Here is a 23,749-nt window from a genome sequence, read left to right on the forward strand (position 1 = left end):
TCCTAGAAGAACGTGCGGATGTATTCCACGACCGTGCCGTCCGCCTCCGCCACGGGGATCAGCGGCCACTTGTCGAAGGACGTGCACGGGTGGGACAGCCCGAAGCCGATCCAGTCGCCCACCATGACATCGGCCTCAGGTGTGGTGCGCAGCCACATGTGCTGGTCCGACAGGGCGCTCACCTCGACCCCGGTGGCCGGCCGCTCCGCCCCGTCCCGGCGCACCACCTGGGCCTCGGGCAGGTCGAGGTCGTACGCCGCATCCCGCTTGCCCGCGTTGGCGAACGCCTGCCCGGGCTCGGGGCGGGAGACCACCTGCGCCCACAGCCGGAAGGCGGGCTCCAGGGCACCCTCCTCGGGCACCCGGTTGAAGGGGGTGATCCTGCGGTAGTGCCCGTCGTCGTGCGAGAGGTAGGCACCCGAGCGAAGCAACTTCACCACCGGGCGCGATAGTTCGGGGATCGCCGCGAACACCTCCGCCACCGCGTCGAACCAGGCGCTGCCGCCCGCGCTCACCACGATCTCGTCGGCCTGTGCGAAGCGGCCCTCCGCGTCCAGGGCGGCGGCGAGCGCGGTGAGCCGGTGCAGATAGGCGGCCACGCGCTCCGGGTCGGCCTTGGGCACCTCGCCCTCGTAGCCCGCGACCCCGACCAGGCGCAGGGTGCTCGTCGCCGCCACGGCGGCGGCGACGGCCGCGCACTCCGCCTCGGTGCGCACGCCGGTCCGGGCGCCCTCGCCCGCGGCCAGCTCCACCACCACGTCCACCGGACGGGCGGCGCCCGCGAGAGCCGCGTCCATCAGCTCGACCCCGCGCACGGAGTCGACGTAGCAGACGAAGCGGAAGGCGGGGTCGGCCGCCAGCTCGGCGGCGACGCGGCGCAGCGCGGCCGGGTCCACCAGCTCGTTGGCCAGGAAGATCCGCTCGATGCCGAACTCCCGCGCCACCCAGACCTGGTGGGGCACGGCGACCGTGATGCCCCAGGCGCCGCGCTCCACCTGACGTGCGAAGAGCTGCGGAGCCATCGAGGTCTTGCCGTGCGGGGCGAAGGCGAGCCCGTGGCGCTCGGTGTACGCCTCCATCAACGCGAGATTGTGCTCCAGGCGCTCGGCGGACAGCGCGAGCACGGGAGTGGGGAACCCGTCGGAGAAGAGGTTGCGCCGCTGGTCGGTCAGCTCGCCGACGGTTAGTCCGGCGGCGTCCGGCGGGAGGCCCTTGAAGCGGTGGTCGACCCGTTCCCCGGCGAGCCGGGACAGCGCGTCGGTGCCGGTCTCACGGGCCATGGAAGCCTCCTGATCTGCATCGTTGCAATGTATGCAACGTCCATTGCGTATGTCGCTGACTGCTGTCTAACATCTCGGCCAACACGGGGTCAACGAAGCCGTCTCCCCGGAACCCCCGGGGACCCCGATGTCCGGACCCCCGGGACCACGGACCCATGGACGAGGAGCCGAGACCATCGTGACCGCCGACGGACAACCGAGCGCCGCCCCCGACGCCGTGGACGTCGTCGCCCTCGGCGAGTCCATGGTCACCTTCCTGCCCACCCGTCCAGGACGCCTCGCCGACGTACCCGCCTTCGCACGCGGCATCGGCGGCGCCGAGTCCAACGTCGTCTGCACCCTCGCCGCCGCCGGGCACTCCGCCCGCTGGGTCGGCCGGGTCGGCGCCGACGGCTTCGGCCGGCACCTGGTGGAGCGGATCGCCTCCCACGGCGTCGACACGAGCGCCGTCCGCGTGGACCCCGGCCGTCCCACCGGCATCTACTTCCGCACCGCCGCCGACCGCGCCACCGACGCCCACGAAGTCGCCTACTACCGGACCGGATCGGCCGCCTCCGCGATGTCCGTCGACACCGTGGACCTCGCGGCGGTGGACGCCGGGCGGGTGCTCCACCTGTCCGGGATCACGGCCGCGCTGTCCGCCGGGTGCCTGGAGCTGATGCGCGCGCTCACCTCCCCCCGACCGGGGCGGCCACTGGTCTCCTTCGACGTGAACTTCCGGCCCGCGCTGTGGCGGGACACCTCCGACGCCTCGGTGCTGCTGGAACTGGCCCAGGGCGCCGACCTCGTCTTCGTCGGCGTGGACGAGGCGGAGGACGCCTGGCACACCCGGGGCGGCGCCGACGCCGTACGGCGGCTGCTGCCCGAACCCCGGGTCCTGGTCGTCAAGGAGGGCCCGAGCGGGGCCACCGTGTACGAGCGCACCGACGCCGGTGAGCGCACGGTGCACGTCCCCGCCCTCACCGTCGACGTGGTCGCGACCGTCGGCGCCGGCGACGCCTTCGCCGCCGGCTTCCTCTCCGCCACCCTGCGCGGCCTGCCCGCACGCGACCGGCTGCGCCACGGCCACCTCACGGCCGCCGCCGCCCTCACCGTCCCCGGCGACCTCGCGGCGCCGCCCGCCCGCGACCACGCCGACCGCCTGGCCGCCCTCGACGACCAGGCATGGGGGACACTGCGACTCGGCCCCCACTGGACCGGAACCGGCCAGGTCACCGAGGAGACGAACACCCCATGAGCCAGACCGTCGACCGCGCCCTGAGCATCCTTCCGCTGCTCGCGGAGGGCCCCGCCGACCTCGGCCAGGTCGCCGACCGGCTCGGCGTGCACAAGTCCACCGCGCTGCGCCTGCTGCGCACCCTGCACGAACACGGCCTGGTCTACCGCCAGTCCGACCAGCGCTACCGGCTCGGTGCCCGCCTCTTCGCCCTCGCCCAGGAGGCGATGGAGAGCCTCGACGTCCGCGAGATCGCCCACCCCCACCTCGTACGCCTCAACGAGGACGTCGGCCACACCGTGCACCTCGCCGTCCACGAGGAGAACGAGGTGCTCTACATCGACAAGGTCGACAGCCGCTACCCGGTGCGGATGTACTCGCGCGTCGGCAAGCCCGTCGCCATCACCGTCGCGGCCGTCGCCAAGCTGCTCCTGGCCGACCTGCCCGAACCCGAGCGCCGCGCCCTCGCGGAACGGCTCGACTACCCCCTCTACACGGCCCGTTCCACCCCCAACGCGGCAGCCTTCCTGCGCGAGTTGGAGAAGGTGCGCGAACAGGGCTGGGCCACCGACCTCGGCGGCCACGAGGAGTCCATCAACTGCGTCGCGGCCCCGATCCGCGGCGCCGACGGGCGGGTGGTCGCCGCGATGTCGGTCTCCGCGCCGAACGTCGTCGTCACCGCCGACGAACTCCTCGCCCTGCTCCCGCAGGTGCGCCGTACCGCGGACGCGATCAGCGGCGAGTACTCCGGAAGAACCCCAGTGAAGGACCCCACCCCATGACCGACAAGATCGCGCTCACCCCCAAGACCCACACGACCCCGCCGGCGAAGTTCTCCCACGGGGTCAAGAAGGGCAACATCCTGCAGGTCGCCGGCCAGGTCGGCTTCCTGCCCGCCGAGGAGGGCAAGGCCCCCACCCCCGCCGGCCCCACCCTGCGCGAGCAGACCCTCCAGACCCTCGCCAACGTCAAGGCGATCCTCGAAGAGGGCGGCGCGAGCTGGGACGACGTGATGATGATCCGCGTCTACCTCACCGACGTGGACCACTTCGCCGAGATGAACGGCATCTACAACACCTACTTCGAGGAGCAGGGGCTCACCCAGCCGCCCGCCGCCCGCACGACGGTCTACGTCGGGCTTCCGGCGGGGCTCCTCATCGAGATCGACGCACTGGCCGTACTCGGCTGAGGTCGCGTCCCTCTCGCACCACCCGCACCAGGCACCACGGCACGGCAACCCCTCGGGGTGCCGTGCCGCGCTCCACCCTGCCCGAAAGCCCGATGCACGTACGGTACTCACGCAGAGGACCCCCTCCCATGTCCCTTCCGCTCGCCGCACCAGCCCCCGCAGCGCCACCCCACACCGGCGGACTGCTCCTGCTCCTCGACGGCACCCCCGGCCTGCTGACCGTCGCAGGAATCGGCATCGCCCTGCTGCTCTACCTGATCATCAAGGTGCGGCTCCAGCCGTTCGTCGCCCTGCTCGCGGTCTCCATAACCGTCGGCCTGCTGTCCGGCCTCTCGGTCACCGAACTCTTCGGCACCGTCCAGCGCTCCGACGCCGTCTCCACGCTGGAGTCCGGCATGGGCGGCATCCTCGGCCACGTCGCGATCATCATCGGCCTGGGCACCATGCTCGGCGCGATCCTCGAAGTGAGCGGCGGCGCGGAGGTGCTGGCCGCACGGCTGCTGCGGCTGTTCGGCGAACGCCGGGCACCGCTCGCCATGGGCCTGACCGGCCTGATCTTCGGCATCCCGGTCTTCTTCGACGTCGGCATCTTCGTCCTGGCCCCGCTGGTCTACGCGGCCGCCAAGCGCGGCGGCAAGTCGATCCTGCTCTACTGCCTCCCCCTGCTCGCGGGCCTCTCCATGACCCACGCCTTCCTGCCCCCGCACCCCGGCCCGGTGGCCGCGGCGGGCCTGCTGCACGTGCAGCTCGGCTGGGTCGTCCTCATGGGCATCGTGTGCGGTATCCCGGCGGTGCTCGCGGCGTGGGCGTACTCCGCGTGGATCGGGCGGCGGATCTTCGTACCGGTGCCGCAGGACATGGTGGAAGCCGCGGAGGAGGCGCGGCGGACGGTCGCCGCGGAGCGGGTGGCGGTCGTGGGACAGCGGGGGGCGCCCGCTGCCGAGGCCGTGGGTGAGGGGGCACCGGCAGCGGACGGCGACGTACTGCTCTCCACCGCCGAACCGCAGGAGAAGCCCGTCCCGTTGGGCGTGGTGCTCGGCATCATCGGCACCCCGCTGGTGCTGATCCTCGCCGCGACGTTCTCCTCGGTCGCCCTCGACCCGTCCACCGGACGCTCGGTGATCGAGTTCTTCGGCCACCCCTTCGTGGCCCTCACCATCGCGCTGCTGCTCGCCTACTACCTGCTCGGCATCCGGCGCGGCTGGTCCCGCAAGTCCCTGGAGAACGTCTCCACCGCCTCCCTCAAGCCGGTCGGCAACATCCTGCTCGTGGTCGGCGCGGGCGGGATCTTCGGCGCCGTGCTGAAGGCGAGCGGGGTCGCGCAGGCGCTGTCGGACACGTTCCACGGCGTGGGGCTTCCGGTGATCGTCCTGGCGTATCTGATCTCGCTGGTGCTGCGGGTCGCGCAGGGCTCGGCGACGGTGGCGATCGTGACGACGGCGGGCATCGTGGCGCCGCTGCTGTCGGAGGGCCACCACTCGGCGGCGTTCGCGGCCCTGGTCATCATGGCCATCTCGGCGGGCTCGATCTTCGCCTCGCACGTCAACGACGGCGGCTTCTGGATGGTGGCCAAGTACTTCGGCATCAGCGAGCGGGACACCCTGAAGACGTGGACGGTGCTCGAATCGGTGCTGTCCGTCGCGGGGTTCGCGGTGGCGGCGGTGGTGAGTGTGTTCGTCTGACGGGCGCGTTGGGGACTTACCGGTGGGAAAGGAGCGTCGGGTGGTTCCGGCACAGGTAAGTCGTCCATACTGCCGCCGTGGACCAGCGCATAGGATCGAGCAGCAAGCCCGCGAAGGGCGAGCCCCTCACGGGCGCCGGATTCGACCCGGCCTTCATCCCCGGCCTGACGCCTCCGGCGAAGCCGGCGGCGGAGGCGGGAGGCCCGGGGCCGGAGGAAGAGCGGAAGCCGAAGGCGGAGCGCGAGCCGGAGGCGGAAGCCGACACCGGGGCCGTGGCCGAGGCTGAGGCCCCGGCCGAGCCGGAGGCCGAGGCTTCGGCGGAGGAGCCCGACGACGGTTCCCCGGGGACCACCGACGGTCCGGCCTTCGAGGCGGCCGACCGGCGCGCCCGCATACTCGCGGACCGCACCGGCGTCCACCTCACCCTCGACGAGGAGAACTGCGAGTTCACCTGGTCCGAGATCGCCGCCGTCGAAACCGAGTCCCCCCGCTTCGGCAAGCGCTTCACCATCACCGTCCACACCCCCGACCACCGCTGGTACCCCATCGAGATCGAGGCGAAGTCCCGCTCCGACTTCAAGCAGTGGGAGTCGGAGCTGGACGCGGTGCTGGACGCGTACTTCGAGGAAGCCTGACCCACCCACCTCGGCCGACACGCCGGTCACGTGCGTGACGGTGCCCGGACCTTCCCCGGTCCCGGCACCGTCACGCACAGGCGTTCAGCGGGTGTTACGGCAGCGCGTGGACGTGCGTCCCCACCGAGCCCGACCACGCGTTGCCCGCCGTCGCGTCCCAGTTCGTCGACCAGGTCATCGCGCCGCGCAGGGCCGGGTAGGTGCGGGAGGGCTTGAACGAGCCGCAGGAGGTGCCCTGGGTGAGGCAGTCGAGGGCGTTGTTCACCACCGTCGGGGAGACGTAGCCGCTGCCCGCGGCGCGGGTGGAGGCGGGGAGGCCGAGGCCGACCTGGGAGGGGGAGAGGCCGCCTTCGAGCTGGATGCAGGCGAGGGCGGTGAGGAAGTCGACCGAGCCCTGGCTGTACACCTTGCCGTCGCAGCCGAGCATGGAACCGCTGTTGTAGTACTGCATGTTGACGACCGTGAGGATGTCCTTGACGTTCAGGGCCGTCTGGAAGTAGGAGCCCGACGTCGACTGCATGTCGATCGTCTGCGGAGCCATCGTGATGATGAGCGAGGAGCCCGCCTTCGACGACAGGGAGCGCAGCGCCTGCGTCATGTACGTCGGATTGAGGCCGTTCTCCAGGTCGATGTCGACGCCGTCGAAACCGTAGGTCTGCATCAGGGAGTAGACCGAGTTGGCGAAGTTCGCCGCCGAGGTCGCGTCGTTGACGGACACGGTGCCCGTCTCGCCGCCGACCGAGACGATCACCTTCTTGCCGGCCGCCTGCTTGGCCTTGATGTCGGCCTTGAACTGGTCGACCGTGTAGCCGTTCAGGCCCGCCGAGTCCAGGCTGAAGCTCACCGCGCCCGGCGTGGAGGTGGCGTCCGCGAAGGCGACCGCGATGATGTCGTAGGACGACGGCACGTCGGAGAGCTTCTGGACCTGCGCGCCGTTGTTGAAGTTCTGCCAGTAGCCGGTCACGGCGTGCTTGGGCAGCGCGCCGCCCCCGCCTCCGCCCCCGCCACCGGTGGACGCCGTCGTCGCGGTCACCGCCGACGACTTCGCCGACTCACCCGCCGAGTTCACCGCCGTGACCTGGAAGGAGTACGAGGTCGAGGCGGACAGGCCGGACACCGTGGCCGAGGTGCCGCTCGCCGAGGTCACCTTCGAGCCGTCGCGGTAGACGTTGTAACTGCTCGCGCCCGAGACGGTGTTCCACGCCAGCGAGACCGAGGAGGAGGTCGTGCCGGAGACGGCGAGACCGCCCGGCGCCGCCGGGACCGTCGGGTTGCCGCCACCGCCACCGCCGCCGTCGGGACCGTAGACCTGGATGTCGTCGGCGTAGTAGGCCGCCTGGCCGTACCAGCCGTGGGTGTAGACCGTCACGGAGGTGGTCGAGGCGCCCGTGGTGAAGCTGGTCGTGAGCTGCTTCCAGGACGGGGAGTCCGGGGTCCAGGTCGACACGTCGGTGGTGCCGGTGCCGGTGACGCCGAGGTAGGCGTAGCCGCCCTGCACCCAACCGCTGAGCGAGTAGGTCGAGTTCGGCTTCACCGCGACCGACTGCGTGCACTGGGCGTTGTCCTGCCCGGCCGGGGTCGCCTTGAGCGCGGCGGAGCCGCCGTGCACCGGGGACGAGACGGTCGTGCCGCTGCCCGCCGAGCAGGTCCAGCCGCTCAGACCGGACTCGAACCCGGCGTTCTTCGCGTTGTTGACGTCAGCCGCGCTGGCCGGTGCCGCGGCGAGACCCGCGACCGCGAGCGCCAGCGCGGCAGCGGCCGACCAGGTACGGGCACGGACGCGTCCGGCGCGTCCGGGCATGACGGATACGAGGTCCAACTGGAGCCTCCAGTGGGGGAGATCGCGGGGGGAGCGGAGTGGGAAAGAACATCCACCCCATGACTGTAAGTTGGTCCAGACCAATCCAGCTGTCAAGTCGTCGTGCACGCGGGGGAGTTCGCGTACCTGATCAACCCGTCCCGGTTTGGTGCGACTTGCGCCCGGCAAGTTCCCCACGAGCTACACAAACGCTGTTCTCCCGTGATCGAGCCGTGGATACAGTGCTCAGGTAGTCACGCAATGAAGTCGTCCCGGCCCACGGGAGTGACACCCGTGGGGCGGGTGATGCGAAGAGCGGGGAGCTGCGCGTGCCAACTGCCATTGCCGTGACCAGTGCCGACCTGGCGCTGTCGGCGCAGGACGAACGGACGATGCCCGCCGTGGTGCTGCGCGATCTCGACCGGCGGCCGCTGGAGCAGGCGCTGCTGGAACTGCAGTCCCTCGTCGAGCAGTTCGGACACCTGGTCGTCGTCTGCTCGCAGGCCACCCCGCAACCGGTGCTGCGCCGTCTGTACACCCTGCGCGCGCTGCTGGAGAGCGACCGCGTCGCCGTGTTCGTGCCCGAGCTGCCTCCGCTCGGGGTCGCCGTCCTGGCCAGGCAGTTACGCCAGCTCGCCTCCTGCGACCTGAGCCCCGGGGTGCTCGCCTCGGCGGGCCGGCTGCTCACCCACTACGTCCACGCCGGTGCCGTCCTCGGCTCGGTCGCCCGGCTGGACCGGGTACCGGTGGGCCTGAAGGCGCACGCCAAGTCCTGGGTGCCCGGCACTCAGTTCGCGGTCGTCGCCCACCCCGAGCCGCAGCTCGTCAAGGCCGTGCCCGGAGCCGCCCTCAAGGGTCCCGAGTTCGGCACCTGGCTGCTGCTCGCCAAGGGGCAGCTCCAGTCCGACTGGAGCGCCTCGCTCGTCGGCTCCTGGGGTGCGCACGGGATGCGCGAGGCGCCGCTGCCCGCCGAGTCCGCCGCCTGGTGGGGCACCGGGCGTCTGATCGAGTTCTGCGCCTACCTGGCCGACCTCTCCGTGCTGTACCAACTCGTCACCTCCGTGCGGCAGTCCGTCTGCCACTGGTGCGGCGTCGACGTCATCGGCGACCTCTGCGTCTTCTGCTCGGCGACCCCGCCCACCGAACGACCGCCCGAACCCCGCGCCCTGCAACGGCGCGCCCCCGCCTGACCGGCCGCCCGGCCCCCGCGCTCATATCCCGCACGACCGATTCCCCCAATGAGGTTGCACGGTTCATGAACTCCCGTCAGCGCCGCGGCGTGATACTCCTGATCCTGTCGGTCCTGTGCGCGCTCGGCGCGTTCGCCGGCGTGCTCTCCGTCGTCCACGACGTGCAGTCCAAGGTCGGTCCCGAGGTGACCGCCTATCGGGTGCGGTCGGCGGTGCGGCCGTACACCGCCCTCGATCCGGGGCAGTTCGAGAAGATCCGGATGCCGAAGCGGTGGCTGTCGGAGAACGCGGTGACCGATCTCGCGCAGCTGCGCGGCAAGATCGCGGTGACCACGCTGCGGCCCGGCTCGCTGCTCCAGAGCGACATGATCGTGGACCGTCCCGCGCTGCGCCCCGGGCAGCAGGAGGTCGCCATCATGATCGACGCGGCGACCGGTGTCGCGGGCAAGATCACGACCGGGGCCCGCGTCAACGTCTACGCCACCTTCGAGGGCCGGAAGGAGGGCGACCCCGACCAGTCGAAGATCATCGTCACGGACGCGCGTGTCATCGACGTCGGACAGATCAAGGCGCTCGACCCGGACCAGGACAAGAACCAGCCCACCGAGGCGGTTCCGATCACCTTCGCCCTCTCCACCCTCGACGCCCAGCGCGTCACCTACGCCGAGTCCTTCGCCAAGCGGGTCCGGCTCGCCCTGGTGGCCCCCGGCGACGAGCCCGCCATACCCGACCGCGACCGCACCTACGAACTCGCGACGGACAAGTGAGAGGCCGCCCGGATGCCCACCAGGATTCTTCCGGCCGGCGCCGACCCGGACGCCGTCCGTACGCTCACCACCCTGCTCAGCCAGCTTCCCGACGCCGAACCGCTGCCGCCGGCCGCTGACTCGACCCGGTTGGTCGACACCCTCGCAAGGCTCGCCGCCGAGTCGGTGGACGAGCTGCCCGAGGTCGTCGTCGTCCACGAACGCATCGGTCCCGTACCGGCGTTGGAGCTGATCCGCGAGGTCGCCCTGCGCTTCCCGGCCGTCGGCGTCATCCTCGTCACCACCGACGCCGGACCCGCGCTGTTCGCCGCCGCGATGGACTCCGGCGCCCGCGGCCTGGTCGCGCTGCCGCTGTCGTACGAGGAACTCGCGCACCGCGTCCAGGCGGTGGCCCAGTGGTCCACCGGGGTCCGCCGTCATCTCGGGCACGGCGCGCCCGAGGGCCCCGGCGGCACCGTCGTCACGGTCAGCGGGGCCAAGGGAGGGGTCGGCGCGAGTCTCGTCGCCATCCAACTCGCCCTCGCCGCACAGGCGTCGGGCCGCAGCACCGCCCTCGTGGACCTCGACCTCCAGACCGGCGACATCGCCTCCTACCTCGACGTGCAGTTCCGCCGCTCGGTGGTCGACCTCGCCGCGATCAGCGACATCTCGCCGCGCGTCCTCGCCGACGCCGTCTTCCGCCACGACTCCGGGCTCGCCCTGCTGCTCGCCCCCGGCGAGGGCGAACGGGGCGAGGAGGTCACCGACCGGGCCGTACGGCACACCGTCGCCGCGCTGCGCTCGCGGTACGAGGTCGTCGTCCTGGACTGCGGCGCCCAGTCGACCGGTGCGACCGCGGCCGCCGTGGAGGGCGCCGACACCGCGCTCCTGGTGGCCACCCCGGACGTGATCGCCGTACGCGCCGCCAAGCGGACCGTGCGGATGTGGGACCGGCTCCAGATCCGCAAGGCCGAGGAGACGACCGTCGTGATCAACCGGTTCAGCCGGGCCACCGAGATCCAGCCCGCGCTCGTCCAGCGCATCACCGGCACCGCCCTGGCCCGTACGACCGTGCCCGCCGCCTTCAAGGAACTCCAGGGCGTCGTGGACTCCGGGCGGCTGCACGAACTCGACCACCGCAGCACCGTCAAGCAGGCCCTGTGGAGCCTCGCCGGTGAACTCGGCATCGCCAAGCCCCCGGAGGGCCCCGCGCACCGGGGCGGCCGGCAGCGCGGCGACCGGGGCGCGGTCGGCTTCCGGCGGCGGAAGGAGTGAGGCGCGATGAGGACTGCGGCCGGGGGTGCGACGAGGGCTGGGGACGCGAGAAGGACCGCGACCGGGGGCGCGGTGACGGCCGGCGCCGAGGGCGCGTCGAGGAGAGCCGCCGGGGACCGGGGGCAGGTCGCCGTCGAACTCCTCGGGATGACCCCGCTGATCGTGCTGACCCTGGTGCTCATGTGGCAGTGCGTGCTCACGGGGTACGCCTTCACGCTCGCGGGGAATGCTGCGGACGAGGGCGTACGGGCGGGCACGGCGGCGGCTCCCGGCGGCGCGCGCGAGGCCGCCTGCCGCGCGGCTGCCCTCGAGCATCTGTCGGGGGACTGGAGAGGGGGAGCGACGGTGGCGTGCGGGGGCTCCGGGCTGGTCACGGCCGACGTCTCCCTCAAGGTGCCGGTGCTCTTCCCCGGCTCGATCGACTTCCCGGTCACGGTGCACGGCCACGCCGGTGCCGTGGAGGAGGTGAAGCACTGAGATGCGGTACGCACGTGAGCGGACGCGCGATCGGGGCCAAGTGGCCATCGAGTACCTGGGGTTCATCCCCGTCCTGCTGATCGTCGGACTCGCCGGGCTCCAGATCGGCGCCGTCGCCTACGCCGCCGAGCAGGCCAGTACGGCGGCCCGCGCCGGGGCCCGCGCGGCATCCCTGCGGCAGGACGCGCAGGCCGCGTGCGCGGGCGCGGTGAGCGGGGGGCTCGACGTGACCTGCACGGGGGGCGGCGGGGGCGGCGACTCGGTCACCGTCACGGCCTCCGTCGACATACCCCGGCTCGTGCCCGGGTGGAGCTTCGGCGCCGCCCACAAGACCGCCACCATGCCGCTCGACCACTGACCAGGACCGAGGAGCAGCCGACCCATGAGTCTGCGGGCACGCATCAACTCCCCCGAGGAACAGGGCAGCCGGGGCGAGGACGGCCATCTCGTCAGCTCCTACCGCGCGAAGCTCCTGGAGGAGATCGACCTCGCCGAGATGAGCGCGCTCGCCCCCGCCGAGCGCCGGGCGCGCCTGGAGCGGGTGCTCGGGCACATCATCAGCCGCGAGGGACCGGTCCTGTCCACGGTCGAGCGCGCCCAGCTGATCCGCCGGGTGGTGGACGAGGCTCTCGGTCTCGGCATCCTCGAACCGCTCCTGGAGGACGCCTCGGTCACCGAGATCATGGTCAACGGCCCCGACGCGGTCTTCGTCGAACGCGGCGGCCGCGTCGAACGCCTTCCGCTGCGCTTCGCCTCCGCCGACCAGCTCATGCAGACCATCGAGCGGATCGTCTCCACCGTCAACCGCCGGGTGGACGAGTCGAATCCGATGGTCGACGCCCGGCTGCCGTCCGGTGAGCGCGTGAACGTCATCATCCCGCCGCTGTCGCTGACCGGACCGGTCCTCACCATCCGCCGCTTCCCGCGCTCCTTCACGCTCCAGGAGCTGATCGGCTTCGGCTCGCTGGACGAACAGATGGTGTACCTGCTGGCGGGGCTCGTGCAGGCCAAGTTCAACATCATCGTCTCCGGCGCCACCGGCACCGGCAAGACCACCCTGCTCAACGCCCTGTCCGGGATGATCCCGGCGCACGAGCGCATCATCACCATCGAGGACTCCGCCGAACTCCAGCTCCAGCAGACCCATGTGGTCCGCCTGGAGTCCAGGCCGCCCAACGTCGAGGGCAGCGGGCAGATCACCATCCGCGACCTGGTGCGCAACTCGCTGCGGATGCGGCCCGACCGGATCGTGGTCGGCGAGGTCCGCGGCGGCGAGTCCCTGGACATGCTCCAGGCCATGTCCACCGGTCACGACGGCTCGCTGGCCACCGTGCACGCCAACAGCGCCGAGGACGCGCTCACCCGGCTCCAGACCCTCGCCTCCATGTCCGACGTGGAGGTGCCCTTCGCCGCGCTGCACGACCAGATCAACAGCGCGGTGGACGTGCTCGTGCAGCTCACCCGGTTCGCGGACGGCGCCCGCCGCATCACCGAGATCGCCCTCCTCGACAGCCATGGCGGCGAGCCGTACCGCCTGGCCACCGTCGCCCGCTTCGACGCCCGCCCCATGACCGCCGACGGCCGGGTGCCCGGTGCCTTCCAGTACTTCCCGCTGCCCCGCCGCATCGCCGACCGCCTCCACATGGCGAGCCAGCCCGTCCCGCAGGCGTTCGGGGTCGCCCACACCGACGCCCAGCTCGCCACCCGAGAAGCCAGGTAGGTAGGCCACGATGGATCTCCCCACGCTCGTCCGGCTCACCACCGGTATCACGCTCCTGACCTGCGTCCTGGCCGTGCTCGGCGTACAGAGCTACGCCGCCGGGCGGGCCCGGCGTGCCGCCCTCGTCGACCGCCTCTCGCACACCGGCCAGATCACCGCCGGCGGCCGCAGGCGGCACTTCCGCGGCCTGGACCGACGGCTGCGCCGGACCGGACTCGGCCGCAGACTCGAACTACGGCTCGCGGCGACAGGGCTGGACATCACCCCGGGAGAGTTCTTCGTCTACATGCTCGCCGTGGTCGCCGGGCTGTGGATCGTCGGCGAGGCCACCCTGGCTCCCTTCTTCGGGCCCATCGCCGGACTCCTCGGCATCTGGGCCGCGATCCAGTTCCTCAACTGGCAACGGCAGAAACGCATCGAACGGTTCATCGGTCAACTCCCCGAACTGGCCCGCATCCTGGCCAACGCCACTCAGGCGGGACTCGCCCTGCGCACCGCCATCGGCATGGCGGCGGAGGAACTGGAGGCGCCGGCGGGCGAGGAACTGGCCCGCGTTTCGGACCAGTTGGCGATCGGCCAGTCCATGGACGACGCGCTCGGCGAACTCGCGGACCGGCTCCCGTCCCGCGAACTCGTCGTCCTCGTCACCACGTTGGTTCTCGCCAACCGGGCCGGCGGTCAGGTGGTGTCGGCGCTGCGCAACCTCACCGAGACCCTGGAGGAGCGCAAGGAGACCCGGCGAGAGGTCCGCACCCAGCTCTCCCAGGTGACCATGACCTCGTACGCCGTCCCCGTCCTCGGCATCGGCGCGCTGTTCCTGATGAACGGCGTCAAGGACGGCGCCCTGGAACGCATGACCGGCTCACCGGTCGGCCAGGCGTGCGTGATCATCGCCTTCGCCCTGTACGCCCTCGGCTTCCTCCTCATCCGCCGGATGAGCCGGATCGACGTGTGAGGGGGTGACGGACCGCATGGCACTCCTCCTCGCGCTCGTCGCCGCCCTCGGTGTCTGGGGCGCCTTCACCGGCGTCCGGATGTACCGCGCCGACGCCAGACTCCCCGGCGACCTCGCCCTCGCCCTGGAGATCGGCGCCACCCGCACCGGCGCGGTCGACTCCGTGATCGACCGCATGGGGATGCGGTACGCCCCCTTCGTGCTGCGCCTGATGGGTCCCCGCCTGGTCGCCCGCTACCGCCGCCGCATCGACCTCGCGGGCAACCCCGGTGGACTCACCATCGACCGCTACGCCGCCCGCCGAGCGGTCTACGGCGTGCTCGGCATCACCGGTTTCCTGGTGTTCCTGCTGCGCGGCCAGTGGTTCGTCGCCCTGCTGCTGCTCGCCTTCGGCGCGCTGTGGACCGAGGTCGGCCTCTGGTCCGCCATGCGGGTCCGCAAGGACGTCATCGAGCGCACCCTGCCCGACTTCCTCGACGTCCTCGCCGTCGTCGTCAGCGCGGGTCTCGGCTTCCGCCAGGCACTCGACCGCGTCTCCACCCGCTACGAGGGCCCCTGGGCCGACGAACTCCGCATCACGCTGCGCCAGATGGACCTCGGCATGACCCGCCGGCAGGCATTCGCCGAACTCCGCCGCCGCAACGACTCCGAACAGGTCGCCATGTTCGTCACCGCCCTCCAGCAGGGCGAGGAACTCGGCGCCCCCATCGTCGACACCCTCGTCTCCCTCGCCAAGGACATGCGCCGCACCGACGCCCAGAACGCCCGCCGCAAAGCCGCCCGCGCGGTCCCCAAGGCCACCCTCATGATCACCACCTTCATGGTCCCGGCCACGATGCTGCTGCTCGGAGCGGGCCTGATCCTCGGGTCGGGCGTGGACTTCGGGTCGCTGGCGGGGAAGTGAGGGGGGTGGCGACCAGGGGCGGTGAGGAGGTGGCCGCGGAGGCGGTCCCGGCATTCGCGGAGGACGTGGCTGCCGAGGCGGCCCCGGCACCGGCGCAGGACGTGGCCCGCCCCCTCCCCGAGCCCTCCGAGCGGCTCCAGGTGCGAGCCCTTCAGGCCCTCTGCCGCCAGGTGTTCGGTTTCCGGCTCGCCATGATCGTGCTGGCCGCGCCGGCCGCGCTGCTCAACGCGGCACCGGGGCTCGGGGCCCGGCTGGTGGGGGCGGCGGTGGTGGTCACGTTCATGGGGTCGTACGTCCTCTTCCGGGACTGGGAGCGGTTCGGGCCGCTGCTGCTGCGGCACCCCGCGCTGCTCGCCGCCGACACGCTCTTCGGCTCGCTGCTGCTCGTCTCGGCGGGGCCGGACACGACCCTCGCCTACGTCAGCGTGTGCACCCCGCTGCTGGCGGGGCTGGTCTACGGCTGGCGCGGTGCCGCCTGTTTCGCGTCGCTCCAGTCGCTGATCCTGCTGCTGGTCCACGCCACGCTGAAGGCCGACCAGCACGCCGGCCCCGCCGAGTCGCTGCTCCTGCCCGGACTGTGTGTCGTCACCGGCGCGATGGGCTCCACCCTGCGCAACCTGATGCTCCGCTACGGCACCGCCACCCAGGCCCTCACCGCCGTACGCGCCCGTCTCGCCGCCACCGAGGCCGTCCACGCCGAACGCGCCCGCCTCGCCCGCGAGATGCACGACTCCCTGACCAAGACCCTCCACGGGGTCGCCCTCGCCGCCGACGCCCTCGCGGCCACCGCCGCCGCCCCCGCCCCCGACCCGGCCCTCCTGCGCGACCAGGCGTCCCTGGTGTCCCGCTCGGCCCGCCGGGCGGCGGCGGAGTCCCGTGCACTGCTGACGGACCTGCGCGAGGAGACGTCACCGCCGCCCGACCTGGCGGCGGAACTCGGCAGCCTGTCAACGGACTTCACCACCCGCACCGGCCTTCCCGCCACCTGCCACACCCCCGCCCCCCTCCCGCCCCTGCCCCCCTTCCTCACCCGCGCCCTCCTCGCCATCACCACCGAGGCCCTGGACAACGTCCACCGCCACGCCCACGCGGCCCACGTCGAGGTGGTGGTCACCGTCCACGACGACCGCCTCCACCTGACCGTCCGCGACGACGGCCGTGGCGTGCCCCCCGCCACCACTCTCGAACGGCTGTGCAGTACCGGCCACTTCGGGCTTCTCGGCATGACCGAGCGGGCGGAGTCGGCGGGGGGCCGGGTCGTGGTGGGCCCGGGCGAGAGCGGCGTCGGTACGGAGGTGCGGGTGGACGTACCCCTGCCGGTGACGGAGAGGACCGCCTGATGCGCCAACGCACACCGTCGTACGAGGACTTCCCGTCTCCCGCCCCGCCCGCCTGCCTCCGGCTGCTCGTCGCCGACGACAACCCCGTCGTCCGTGCCGGGCTCACCGCGCTGCTCTCCGCCCGTCCCGACACCACGGTCGTCGCGGAGGCGGCGGACGGGCGCGAGGCGTACGAGGCGGCGCTGCGGCACCGTCCCGACGTGGTCCTCCTCGACGTCCGTATGCCCGGCGTCGGCGGAATCCCGGCATTACCGCACCTGGTCCGGCTCGCCCCCGTCATGATGCTGACCTACAGCCACGAGACGGAGACCGTGCGGGAGGCGATGCGGCTGGGGGCGGGGGGCTATCTGGTGCACGGGGAGTTCTCGGCGGAGCAGTTGGCACGGGCGGTACGGGATGTGAGCGAGGGGCGGCCGCATGTGACGCCGGGGGCGGCCCGGGCGTTGCTGTCCGCTCTGGACAGCGATGCGAATGCACACACCGCTGACGAAAATCTCTCTGTTCCGCTGGAGTTGTCTTCCAAAAGCCTTTCGCGACTGCAATCCCCTGTGGGACAGTCTTATCGGTCGCGCTTTCAACTGAGCACCCGAGAGGCGGAGATCATGGACCTCGTCGCGTCCGGCCTGACGAACCGGCAGATCGCCGCCGCGTGCTTCATCACCGAGAAGACGGTCAAGAACCACATCAACCACATCTTCGCCAAACTCCACGCCGACAGCCGGGGGCGGGCCGTGGCGGTGTGGCTGGGGGTGAACTGACATGCGACGCCGCTCCGCGAACTGGGCCCGCTTATGGGCCCTTGGGCCCTCGGACCCACCCTCCCTCCCGCCCTACGGTGAGCGCATCGAGGGCCGAGCCGGAGGGAAGCGTCATGAGCGATCCGATCCTGAAGCTGGTGACCGCGGTGCAGCGCCGCGTGGACGACAAGGGTCAGACGGCGGTGGAGTATCTGGGGATCATCGCTGTGGTGGTGGCGATCGTGCTGGCGGTGACGGGCACGGACATCGGGCAGGCCATCCTGGACAAGATCCAGTCCAAGATCCAGGAAATCACCTGACACATCGGCGCTGTCTCGGCGAGAAAGGGCAGGCTTTCCCCATCTACATCACGGTGGTGGCGGGCCTGCTCTTTCTTGCTCTCGCCTATCTCGCTGTCGGTCAGGCATCCGTGAACCGCAGCGGCGCGCAGACGGCGGCGGACGCGGCCGCCCTCGCCGCGGCCCAGAACGCGCGCAAGCAGCTCACGGACACGTGGCTGCAGGACCTGGCGGACCCGGCCAAGTGGGGGGACATCTTCAAGGGCAACGGTGTCCAGGACCCCTGCTGGCGCGCTGAACAGCTCGCCGCGCAGAACGACGCGGAGCTGACCCTCTGTGACCCCGGACTTCTCAAGTACAGGGTGGAGGTGAAGACGAACAAGCCCGTCGGGGATTCCGTCGTACCGGGTACGGAGAGCATCAAGTCGACCGAGTCGGCGACGGCTGTCGTCGAACCGCTCTGCACGTTTGATCCGCCCGATGATCCCCCCGACCAGGACACCGATCCCCCCGACCCCGCAAAGGGTGATCAGAAACCGGATGACCCCGCGCTGCCCGAACTCACCTGCGGGGAAAAGGTCTGGGATCTGCACGCGGACGACGAGAGCGGACTTCCCGGACCCGAGGACCTTTTCGATGTCCACCTGGCCGAATGAGAAGCGGACCAGTGACGATGAAGGAAGCGGAGCGATGAGCATTCGGTTCACTGCGCGGACCCGCAGGGGAGCGGTCGCCCTGGCCGTCGCCGTCGGTCTGGTGACAGGGGCGTCGGCCTGCGGCGGCGGCGACGGCAAGAGCAAGGAGAAGCAGCCGACGGCCGCTTCCTCGAAGCCCGGGTCCGCTCCGAGCACTCAGGAAGGGCAGTCAGAGGCGCCGCTCGCGGAGATGAAGGGCCCCAGCGGCCTGCTCCTCAGGATCACCGCCGCACAGCGGGACAGCGGCGGATTCGTCACCGTCCAGGGCAGCTTGAAGAACGACGGCGGAAGCACCGCGGTCATTCCGTCGAGCGTGCGGGGCAACGAGACCGAGATCCTCAAGAACGGCAGCTCCCTGGGCGGAGCCACCCTGGTTGATCCCAAGGGCAAGAAGCGTTACTACGTCCTGCGTGACACGGACGGACGGCCGCTCACCACCACCGGTCTGACAGCGCTCAAGGCCGGGGCGGAGACCACGGTGTTCATGCAGTTCCCCGCGCCGCCGGCCGACACGTCGGACGTCGACTTCCAACTGCCCGGCTTCGCTCCGGCCACCATCAAAATCTCCTGATGAGGCCCCCCGTGACCACCACCCCCCGCCTCGCGCTCCCCCTCGCCCTCCTCACCACCCTCCTCCTGGCGACCCCCCAGACAACCGCGCAAGCCGACGACACCGGCCCCAGTGACCCCCCGGGGACGGAGCCCTCCGCGTCCGCGCCCGTGAAGGTCGACCCCACGGATCCGGATCTGAAGTTGCCGGAGGGCGGGACGCTGGCGGAGCCGAAGGTGTTGGACATCAAGTCGGTGGTGGAGGACCAGAGCGGGGACGAGCGGCGGGAGGACACGAACGCGGACGTGACGTTCGCGTTGCAGGCGGAGGTGCTGTTCGGGAAGGACAGCGCCAAGCTCGGGGCGGACGCGAAGGCACGCATCGCGACCATCGCCGAGGAGATCAAGAAGCAGAACGCGACGCAGATCAGGGTGTTCGGCTTCACCGACAACCTCGGCTCCTCCGCACACGGCGACGTCCTGTCCAAGCGGCGCGCCAACGCCGTACAGGCCGTGCTCGACCAGGACCTCAACGACCCGGACGTGACGTTCGAGGTCCGCGGCTACGGCGAGCAGTACCCCATCGCCGACAACTCCACGGAAGCGGGACGGAAGAAGAACCGCCGGGTCGAGGTCAGTTTCCCCCGCACCGGGGAGAACGGTCAGTAGGCGGAACGGCCGGGGGCGGCCGGCGACACCGACACCCGCGCGCCCGGCTCCACCCCCCACCCCGCCAGCGCCCCCGCCGCCGCCTCGAGCACGTGCCGGGAGCGCGGTCGGGGCAGTCCCAGGCGCCCCGGCACCATCGTGCGCACCGCGATCACCGTGAGGTGCCGGTCGAGGTACGCCACGTCGATGGGGAACCGCATCCGGAAGGTGTGCACGCTCCCGGCCGGCGTCAGCAGCATCGCGCCCTCCACGGTGTCGCGCCCGAGCAGCCCCCGAGTCCGCGCCCGGTAGGACGCCGCGACCTCCAACGGGACCTCCACCGCGCCCTCCGCCCCGTGCACCGTCAGCGTCCCCGGCCCGTCCTGCCACCGCCGCTTCATCCCCGCACCCCCTCCGCCGCGACCGTACCCACCCCAGCAGCGCGGGAAAGCCGCACAGAAAAAAGGGGAGGACCGCACCGGCGCCCCCCTGCCAGCATGGTCCCCATGACCTCCACCGACCCCACCGCCTACGACGTCCTCGTGGCCGAAGCCGCCGCCGTCCCCACCGACGGCTGGGACTTCTCCTGGTTCGAGGGCCGCGCCAGTGAGGATCGCCCCTCGTGGGGATACGCCCGGTCCGCCGGTGAGCGTCTCGCCCGCGCCGAGGCCGCGCTGGACGTGCAGACCGGCGGCGGCGAGGTGCTGGACGTCGCGCTGGGCGTGGCCGAGCCGGGGCGCCCCGCGCTGGTGGCCGCCACCGAGGGCTGGCGGCCGAACGCGGCGAAGGCCACCGCACTGCTCCGGCCGCGCGGTGTCGTCGTGGTCGAGGTGCCGGACGGCGCCCCGCTGCCGTTCGCCGACGGCGCCTTCGACCTGGTGCTCAGCCGTCACCCGGTCACGCCCGACTGGCCGGAGATCGCCCGCGTGCTGCGCCCGGGCGGCACCTACTTCGCGCAGCACGTCGGACCCGCGAGCGTCTTCGAACTGGTCGAGTACTTCCTCGGTCCGCAGCCGGAGGACGCCCGCACCGGCCGCGACCCGGGCAGGGAGCGGGCCGGGGCGGAGGCGGCCGGTCTCGAGGTCGTCGATCTGCGGGCCGAGCGGCTGCGGATGGAGTTCCACGACATCGGCGCCGTCGTCCACTTCCTGCGCAAGGTCGTCTGGATGGTGCCGGGGTTCACCGTGGAGGCGTACGAGCCGCGGTTGCGCGCGCTGCACGAGCGGATCGTCGCGGAGGGACCGTTCGTCGCCCACAGCACCCGGCACCTCTTCGACGCCCGCAAACCGGCATAGCCCGCGCGCCCGCACCGCCGCCCGCCGTTCCGGACGCGCCGGTGACCACATCGTTATCCGCGCCCGCCGACCCCGCCGAACCCGTCACCCACAACCCCCTGTTCGCGGCAGCAAAAGCGACACCCCCGTCACACCCCCCACCCCGCCCCCACACCCGTCCTGAAGTCCCCCTGTTCCGGAGCGGAATCGTCAAGTCCACCGTTCGCTGACGGGGTCGCTCTCAGGAGGGACCCCGGACAACTCGCCACGCGGTCACCGAGACGGCTCAAACCCTGGTGTTCGTTGTCTATCGGTCCGTTTCTCCTGCGATTCCGTCGGGAATCGGCCATCCAGACCCGCTGAATCAAGCATTCCGCAGCCATCAGGGCGCTATCGGGTGACTCCGCAGAGTAGTTGTGGCGCACGGATGCACGCACCATCCCTTACGAAGGGTTATGGTGGAAACCCCCCCTCGGGCCGGTCCGTCTCCCCCCCCACGGACCGGCCCGTTTTTCTTGGGGGACGGCTCCGACGCCGAAACCCCCGGCCACCGGCGCACCTTGGGCGGGGGTAGGCTCGGCCTCCGCGGGGACCGCAACCGCGGCCGTTTTGGAGGGGCTCACACGTGAACCTGCGCGACAAACTGCGCGGCCTGCTCGTCAGGCTCTACGCGCGCCGGGTGGAAGGTCACCTGGACCACGCTCAGGTGCCCAAGCACATCGGCGTCATCATGGACGGCAACCGTCGCTGGGCGAAGGCCGCAGGCTCCAGCACCGTCCACGGGCACCGGGCCGGGGCCGAGAAGATCGAGGAATTCCTCGGCTGGTGCTCCGAGACCGACGTCGGCGTGGTCACCCTGTGGCTGCTGTCCACGGACAACTTCGACCGTCCGCAGGACGAACTGGGCCCGCTGCTCGGCATCATCGAGGACGTCGTGCGCACCCTCGCCTCCGACGGCCGCTGGCGCGTGCACCACGTCGGCACCCTGGACCTGCTGCCGGCCGGGATGCAGCGCACCCTGAAGGAGGCCGAGGAGGCCACCCGCCAGGTCGACGGCATAGTGGTCAACGTCGCCATCGGCTACGGCGGCCGCCAGGAGATCGCCGACGCCGTGCGCTCCATGCTCCTGGACGCCCAGGACAAGGGTGTCACCATGGAGGAGCTGGCCGAGTCCGTCGACATCGACATGATCGGCCGCCACCTCTACACCGGTGCCCAGCCCGACCCCGACCTGGTCATCCGCACCAGCGGCGAGCAGCGCCTGTCCGGCTTCATGCTGTGGCAGACCGCCCACTCCGAGTACTACTTCTGCGACGTCTTCTGGCCTGCCTTCCGCAAGGTCGACTTCCTGCGGGCCCTGCGCGACTACGCCGCCCGCCACCGCCGCTTCGGCGGCTGACGGACCCCACCGCCCACAGGGCGGCACGGCAGGACCGCGAGGACCGAGCGCCCCGTATACCCCCCTCCACCCGGACGTAACAACGAGTTCACCGGCGTGCCGCAGGGGGGTTCGGCATGGTGGCGGCGCTTGCCGGGCATAACGAAGGCAGGTCGACGCCCGAACCACGGGTGTCGTATCTCAGCGGGCGGCTCGGGGCCGTCCGCCCGGGAGGCCCTTTGCACCAGCCCGACCGTGCGGTCCTCGCGCGGAAGCAGCCGCGGAGGGCCGGTGTCCGGCCCGCCGCACGCGGGGGCCAGAAACCGGCCCAGCTCCTCTTCGTCGCTCCCCGACCTCATCCGAGGGGGTACGTCCTTCCGTGGTGACCAGCACAAAGCGCCGCAAGCCCGACCGGCGCACCTATGTTCTCGACACCAGCGTCCTGCTGGCCGATCCCAATGCCCTGACCCGCTTCGAGGAACACGAGGTCGTGCTCCCGATCGTGGTGGTCACGGAACTGGAGGCCAAGCGGCACCATCCCGAACTCGGTTACTTCGCCCGCCAGGCCCTGCGCCTGCTGGACGACTACCGGGTCCGGCACGGCCGCCTCGACGCCCCGATCCCGATCGGCGAACTGGGCGGGACCGTCCGTGTCGAGCTCAACCACTCGGACCCCAGCGTGCTGCCCACCGGCTACCGCCTGGGGGACAACGACTCCCGGATCCTCGCGGTGGCCCGGAACCTCCAGGCCGAGGGATTCGACGTCACCGTGGTGTCGAAGGACCTGCCGCTGCGCATCAAGGCGTCCTCCGTCGGCCTGCTGGCCGAGGAGTACCGCGCGGAGCTGGCGATCACGGACGCCTCCGGCTGGACCGGCATGTCCGAGCTGACCCTGCCGGGCGACCAGGTCGACGTCCTCTTCGAGGAGGGCCATGTGTACGTCCCGGAGGCGGCCGACCTCCCCGTGCACACCGGTCTGACGATCCAGTCCGAGCGCGGCAAGGCGCTCGGCCGGGTCACCCCGGAGGGCAACGTCCGGCTGGTGCGCGGCGACCGCGAGGCGTTCGGCATCAAGGGCCGCAGCGCCGAGCAGCGCATCGCGCTCGACCTGCTGCTCGACCCGGACATCGGCATCCTCTCCATGGGCGGTCGCGCGGGCACCGGCAAGTCGGCGCTGGCGCTGTGCGCGGGCCTGGAGGCGGTCCTGGAGCGCCGTCAGCACCAGAAGGTGATGGTCTTCCGGCCGCTGTACGCGGTCGGCGGGCAGGAACTCGGCTATCTGCCGGGCAGCGAGGCGGAGAAGATGGGCCCGTGGGCCCAGGCGGTCTTCGACACGCTCTCGGCGGTCACCAGCCGCGAGGTCATCGAGGAGGTCACCGCGCGCGGGATGCTGGAGGTCCTCCCCCTCACCCACATCCGCGGCCGCTCCCTGCACGACGCCTTCGTGATCGTGGACGAGGCGCAGTCCCTGGAGCGCAACGTCCTGCTGACCGTGCTGTCCCGCATCGGCGCCAACTCGCGGGTGGTCCTCACCCATGACGTGGCCCAGCGAGACAACCTGCGTGTCGGCCGGTACGACGGTGTGGTGGCCGTGGTGGAGAAACTGAAGGGACATCCGCTGTTCGCGCATGTCACCCTGAACCGTTCGGAAAGGTCCCAGATCGCGGCGCTTGTGACCGAAATGCTGGAGGACGGCCACATCTGACGCCCCCTCGAAAACCCCAGGCGCCGCCCGGAGAAGCCGAAGAGCTTAGCCGGGCGG

25 protein-coding genes are annotated in these 23,749 nt (G+C 71.5%); 22 read left to right on the forward strand and 3 right to left on the reverse strand.

Annotated elements, in window-relative coordinates; translation table 11 throughout:
* Window positions 1–2: 2 nt before the first annotated feature.
* Window positions 3–1,280, reverse strand: coding sequence for an amino acid deaminase (locus tag ACWEEU_RS11065; protein ID WP_451730924.1), 1,278 nt, complete (start codon window positions 1,278–1,280; stop codon window positions 3–5).
* 178 nt (window positions 1,281–1,458) lie between these two features.
* On the opposite strand from ACWEEU_RS11065, the gene ACWEEU_RS11070 reads away from it, so the two are divergent.
* From ACWEEU_RS11070 to ACWEEU_RS11090, 5 genes are all read left to right on the forward strand, one after another.
* The gene (locus ACWEEU_RS11070; protein WP_451730927.1) at window positions 1,459–2,517 is read left to right on the forward strand and encodes a sugar kinase; all 1,059 of its coding nucleotides are present in this window, start codon (window positions 1,459–1,461) and stop codon (window positions 2,515–2,517) included.
* Window positions 2,514–3,278: an IclR family transcriptional regulator gene (locus ACWEEU_RS11075; protein WP_385741786.1), complete on the forward strand. Its 765-nt coding sequence runs from the start codon at window positions 2,514–2,516 to the stop codon at window positions 3,276–3,278. The genes ACWEEU_RS11070 and ACWEEU_RS11075 overlap by 4 nt, the downstream gene beginning before the upstream one ends.
* The gene (locus ACWEEU_RS11080; protein ID WP_385741783.1) at window positions 3,275–3,685 is read left to right on the forward strand and encodes a RidA family protein; all 411 of its coding nucleotides are present in this window, start codon (window positions 3,275–3,277) and stop codon (window positions 3,683–3,685) included. The genes ACWEEU_RS11075 and ACWEEU_RS11080 overlap by 4 nt, the downstream gene beginning before the upstream one ends.
* Before the next feature lie 128 nt (window positions 3,686–3,813).
* The gene (locus ACWEEU_RS11085; protein ID WP_385741780.1) at window positions 3,814–5,367 is read left to right on the forward strand and encodes a GntP family permease; all 1,554 of its coding nucleotides are present in this window, start codon (window positions 3,814–3,816) and stop codon (window positions 5,365–5,367) included.
* Window positions 5,368–5,444: 77 nt separating this feature from the next.
* Window positions 5,445–6,002, forward strand: a complete 558-nt coding sequence (locus ACWEEU_RS11090; RefSeq protein WP_451730932.1) for a hypothetical protein — start codon at window positions 5,445–5,447, stop codon at window positions 6,000–6,002.
* Between the two features lie 94 nt (window positions 6,003–6,096).
* Here the strand turns inward: ACWEEU_RS11090 and ACWEEU_RS11095 are convergent, their stop codons facing one another.
* Window positions 6,097–7,803 carry a chitinase gene (locus ACWEEU_RS11095; RefSeq protein WP_451731037.1) on the reverse strand — a complete coding sequence of 569 codons (1,707 nt, stop codon included), beginning with the start codon at window positions 7,801–7,803 and terminating at the stop codon, window positions 6,097–6,099.
* Window positions 7,804–8,129: 326 nt separating this feature from the next.
* Between ACWEEU_RS11095 and ACWEEU_RS11100 the strand changes: the two genes are divergently transcribed.
* The 14 genes from ACWEEU_RS11100 (at window position 8,130) to ACWEEU_RS11165 (ending at window position 19,356) form a co-directional block, all read left to right on the forward strand.
* On the forward strand, window positions 8,130–8,990 hold the full coding sequence (locus ACWEEU_RS11100) for a hypothetical protein (protein ID WP_451730935.1): 861 nt from the start codon (window positions 8,130–8,132) through the stop codon (window positions 8,988–8,990).
* A 65-nt stretch (window positions 8,991–9,055) separates the two neighbouring features.
* The gene (gene cpaB, locus ACWEEU_RS11105; protein WP_451730938.1) at window positions 9,056–9,757 is read left to right on the forward strand and encodes a Flp pilus assembly protein CpaB; all 702 of its coding nucleotides are present in this window, start codon (window positions 9,056–9,058) and stop codon (window positions 9,755–9,757) included.
* Window positions 9,758–9,769: 12 nt separating this feature from the next.
* On the forward strand, window positions 9,770–11,011 hold the full coding sequence (locus ACWEEU_RS11110) for an AAA family ATPase (protein ID WP_385741772.1): 1,242 nt from the start codon (window positions 9,770–9,772) through the stop codon (window positions 11,009–11,011).
* A gap of 147 nt (window positions 11,012–11,158) precedes the next feature.
* Window positions 11,159–11,488, forward strand: coding sequence for a pilus assembly protein (locus ACWEEU_RS11115; protein ID WP_385741956.1), 330 nt, complete (start codon window positions 11,159–11,161; stop codon window positions 11,486–11,488).
* A 1-nt stretch (window position 11,489) separates the two neighbouring features.
* A complete protein-coding gene (locus ACWEEU_RS11120) occupies window positions 11,490–11,846 on the forward strand; it encodes a TadE/TadG family type IV pilus assembly protein (protein ID WP_385741769.1) in 357 nt (118 codons plus the stop codon).
* A 24-nt stretch (window positions 11,847–11,870) separates the two neighbouring features.
* Window positions 11,871–13,208 carry a CpaF family protein gene (locus tag ACWEEU_RS11125; protein ID WP_385741766.1) on the forward strand — a complete coding sequence of 446 codons (1,338 nt, stop codon included), beginning with the start codon at window positions 11,871–11,873 and terminating at the stop codon, window positions 13,206–13,208.
* A gap of 10 nt (window positions 13,209–13,218) precedes the next feature.
* Window positions 13,219–14,163 carry a type II secretion system F family protein gene (locus tag ACWEEU_RS11130; RefSeq protein WP_385741763.1) on the forward strand — a complete coding sequence of 315 codons (945 nt, stop codon included), beginning with the start codon at window positions 13,219–13,221 and terminating at the stop codon, window positions 14,161–14,163.
* 16 nt (window positions 14,164–14,179) lie between these two features.
* Window positions 14,180–15,067 (forward strand): DUF5936 domain-containing protein, encoded by an 888-nt coding sequence (locus ACWEEU_RS11135; RefSeq protein ID WP_385741760.1) that lies wholly within the window; start codon window positions 14,180–14,182, stop codon window positions 15,065–15,067.
* 5 nt (window positions 15,068–15,072) lie between these two features.
* Window positions 15,073–16,407, forward strand: a complete 1,335-nt coding sequence (locus tag ACWEEU_RS11140; protein ID WP_451730944.1) for a sensor histidine kinase — start codon at window positions 15,073–15,075, stop codon at window positions 16,405–16,407.
* Window positions 16,407–17,165 carry a response regulator gene (locus tag ACWEEU_RS11145; RefSeq protein ID WP_451730947.1) on the forward strand — a complete coding sequence of 253 codons (759 nt, stop codon included), beginning with the start codon at window positions 16,407–16,409 and terminating at the stop codon, window positions 17,163–17,165. Before ACWEEU_RS11140 ends, ACWEEU_RS11145 begins: the two co-directional genes overlap by 1 nt.
* Window positions 17,166–17,278: 113 nt before the next feature.
* Entirely contained in the window at window positions 17,279–17,464 is a 186-nt protein-coding gene (locus ACWEEU_RS11150) for a hypothetical protein (protein ID WP_199585214.1), read from the forward strand.
* On the forward strand, window positions 17,461–18,099 hold the full coding sequence (locus ACWEEU_RS11155) for a pilus assembly protein TadG-related protein (RefSeq protein WP_451731040.1): 639 nt from the start codon (window positions 17,461–17,463) through the stop codon (window positions 18,097–18,099). The genes ACWEEU_RS11150 and ACWEEU_RS11155 overlap by 4 nt, the downstream gene beginning before the upstream one ends.
* Before the next feature lie 34 nt (window positions 18,100–18,133).
* Entirely contained in the window at window positions 18,134–18,709 is a 576-nt protein-coding gene (locus tag ACWEEU_RS11160) for a hypothetical protein (RefSeq protein WP_451731043.1), read from the forward strand.
* Window positions 18,709–19,356 carry an OmpA family protein gene (locus ACWEEU_RS11165; RefSeq protein WP_385741752.1) on the forward strand — a complete coding sequence of 216 codons (648 nt, stop codon included), beginning with the start codon at window positions 18,709–18,711 and terminating at the stop codon, window positions 19,354–19,356. The genes ACWEEU_RS11160 and ACWEEU_RS11165 overlap by 1 nt, the downstream gene beginning before the upstream one ends.
* On the opposite strand, the gene ACWEEU_RS11170 is transcribed toward ACWEEU_RS11165, so the two are convergent.
* Window positions 19,350–19,736, reverse strand: a complete 387-nt coding sequence (locus ACWEEU_RS11170) for a DUF192 domain-containing protein (RefSeq protein ID WP_385741749.1) — start codon at window positions 19,734–19,736, stop codon at window positions 19,350–19,352. The genes ACWEEU_RS11165 and ACWEEU_RS11170 overlap by 7 nt on opposite strands.
* 105 nt (window positions 19,737–19,841) lie before the next feature.
* On the opposite strand from ACWEEU_RS11170, the gene ACWEEU_RS11175 reads away from it, so the two are divergent.
* The 3 genes from ACWEEU_RS11175 to ACWEEU_RS11185 all read left to right on the forward strand — a co-directional run bounded on the left by ACWEEU_RS11175 (window position 19,842) and on the right by ACWEEU_RS11185 (window position 23,692).
* A complete protein-coding gene (locus tag ACWEEU_RS11175) occupies window positions 19,842–20,630 on the forward strand; it encodes a methyltransferase domain-containing protein (protein ID WP_451730952.1) in 789 nt (262 codons plus the stop codon).
* 604 nt (window positions 20,631–21,234) lie between these two features.
* Window positions 21,235–22,008 (forward strand): isoprenyl transferase, encoded by a 774-nt coding sequence (locus ACWEEU_RS11180; protein WP_018544212.1) that lies wholly within the window; start codon window positions 21,235–21,237, stop codon window positions 22,006–22,008.
* Between the two features lie 358 nt (window positions 22,009–22,366).
* Window positions 22,367–23,692 (forward strand): PhoH family protein, encoded by a 1,326-nt coding sequence (locus tag ACWEEU_RS11185; protein ID WP_385741742.1) that lies wholly within the window; start codon window positions 22,367–22,369, stop codon window positions 23,690–23,692.
* Window positions 23,693–23,749 lie beyond the last annotated feature (57 nt).

The organism is Streptomyces sp. NPDC005004 (genome assembly GCF_053600675.1).

What these genes read in the sequence shown, in the direction of transcription:
- ACWEEU_RS11065 (WP_451730924.1), bottom strand. Translation starts at nt 1,280, where the DNA reads ATGGCCCGTGAGACCGGCACCGACGCGCTGTCCCGGCTCGCCGGGGAA.
- ACWEEU_RS11075 (WP_385741786.1), top strand. Translation starts at nt 2,514, where the DNA reads ATGAGCCAGACCGTCGACCGCGCCCTGAGCATCCTTCCGCTGCTCGCG.
- ACWEEU_RS11080 (WP_385741783.1), top strand. Translation starts at nt 3,275, where the DNA reads ATGACCGACAAGATCGCGCTCACCCCCAAGACCCACACGACCCCGCCG.
- ACWEEU_RS11085 (WP_385741780.1), top strand. Translation starts at nt 3,814, where the DNA reads ATGTCCCTTCCGCTCGCCGCACCAGCCCCCGCAGCGCCACCCCACACC.
- ACWEEU_RS11095 (WP_451731037.1), bottom strand. Translation starts at nt 7,803, where the DNA reads ATGCCCGGACGCGCCGGACGCGTCCGTGCCCGTACCTGGTCGGCCGCT.
- cpaB (WP_451730938.1), top strand. Translation starts at nt 9,056, where the DNA reads ATGAACTCCCGTCAGCGCCGCGGCGTGATACTCCTGATCCTGTCGGTC.
- ACWEEU_RS11110 (WP_385741772.1), top strand. Translation starts at nt 9,770, where the DNA reads ATGCCCACCAGGATTCTTCCGGCCGGCGCCGACCCGGACGCCGTCCGT.
- ACWEEU_RS11115 (WP_385741956.1), top strand. Translation starts at nt 11,159, where the DNA reads ATGACCCCGCTGATCGTGCTGACCCTGGTGCTCATGTGGCAGTGCGTG.
- ACWEEU_RS11120 (WP_385741769.1), top strand. Translation starts at nt 11,490, where the DNA reads ATGCGGTACGCACGTGAGCGGACGCGCGATCGGGGCCAAGTGGCCATC.
- ACWEEU_RS11125 (WP_385741766.1), top strand. Translation starts at nt 11,871, where the DNA reads ATGAGTCTGCGGGCACGCATCAACTCCCCCGAGGAACAGGGCAGCCGG.
- ACWEEU_RS11130 (WP_385741763.1), top strand. Translation starts at nt 13,219, where the DNA reads ATGGATCTCCCCACGCTCGTCCGGCTCACCACCGGTATCACGCTCCTG.
- ACWEEU_RS11135 (WP_385741760.1), top strand. Translation starts at nt 14,180, where the DNA reads ATGGCACTCCTCCTCGCGCTCGTCGCCGCCCTCGGTGTCTGGGGCGCC.
- ACWEEU_RS11145 (WP_451730947.1), top strand. Translation starts at nt 16,407, where the DNA reads ATGCGCCAACGCACACCGTCGTACGAGGACTTCCCGTCTCCCGCCCCG.
- ACWEEU_RS11150 (WP_199585214.1), top strand. Translation starts at nt 17,279, where the DNA reads ATGAGCGATCCGATCCTGAAGCTGGTGACCGCGGTGCAGCGCCGCGTG.
- ACWEEU_RS11160 (WP_451731043.1), top strand. Translation starts at nt 18,134, where the DNA reads ATGAGCATTCGGTTCACTGCGCGGACCCGCAGGGGAGCGGTCGCCCTG.
- ACWEEU_RS11165 (WP_385741752.1), top strand. Translation starts at nt 18,709, where the DNA reads ATGAGGCCCCCCGTGACCACCACCCCCCGCCTCGCGCTCCCCCTCGCC.
- ACWEEU_RS11170 (WP_385741749.1), bottom strand. Translation starts at nt 19,736, where the DNA reads ATGAAGCGGCGGTGGCAGGACGGGCCGGGGACGCTGACGGTGCACGGG.
- ACWEEU_RS11175 (WP_451730952.1), top strand. Translation starts at nt 19,842, where the DNA reads ATGACCTCCACCGACCCCACCGCCTACGACGTCCTCGTGGCCGAAGCC.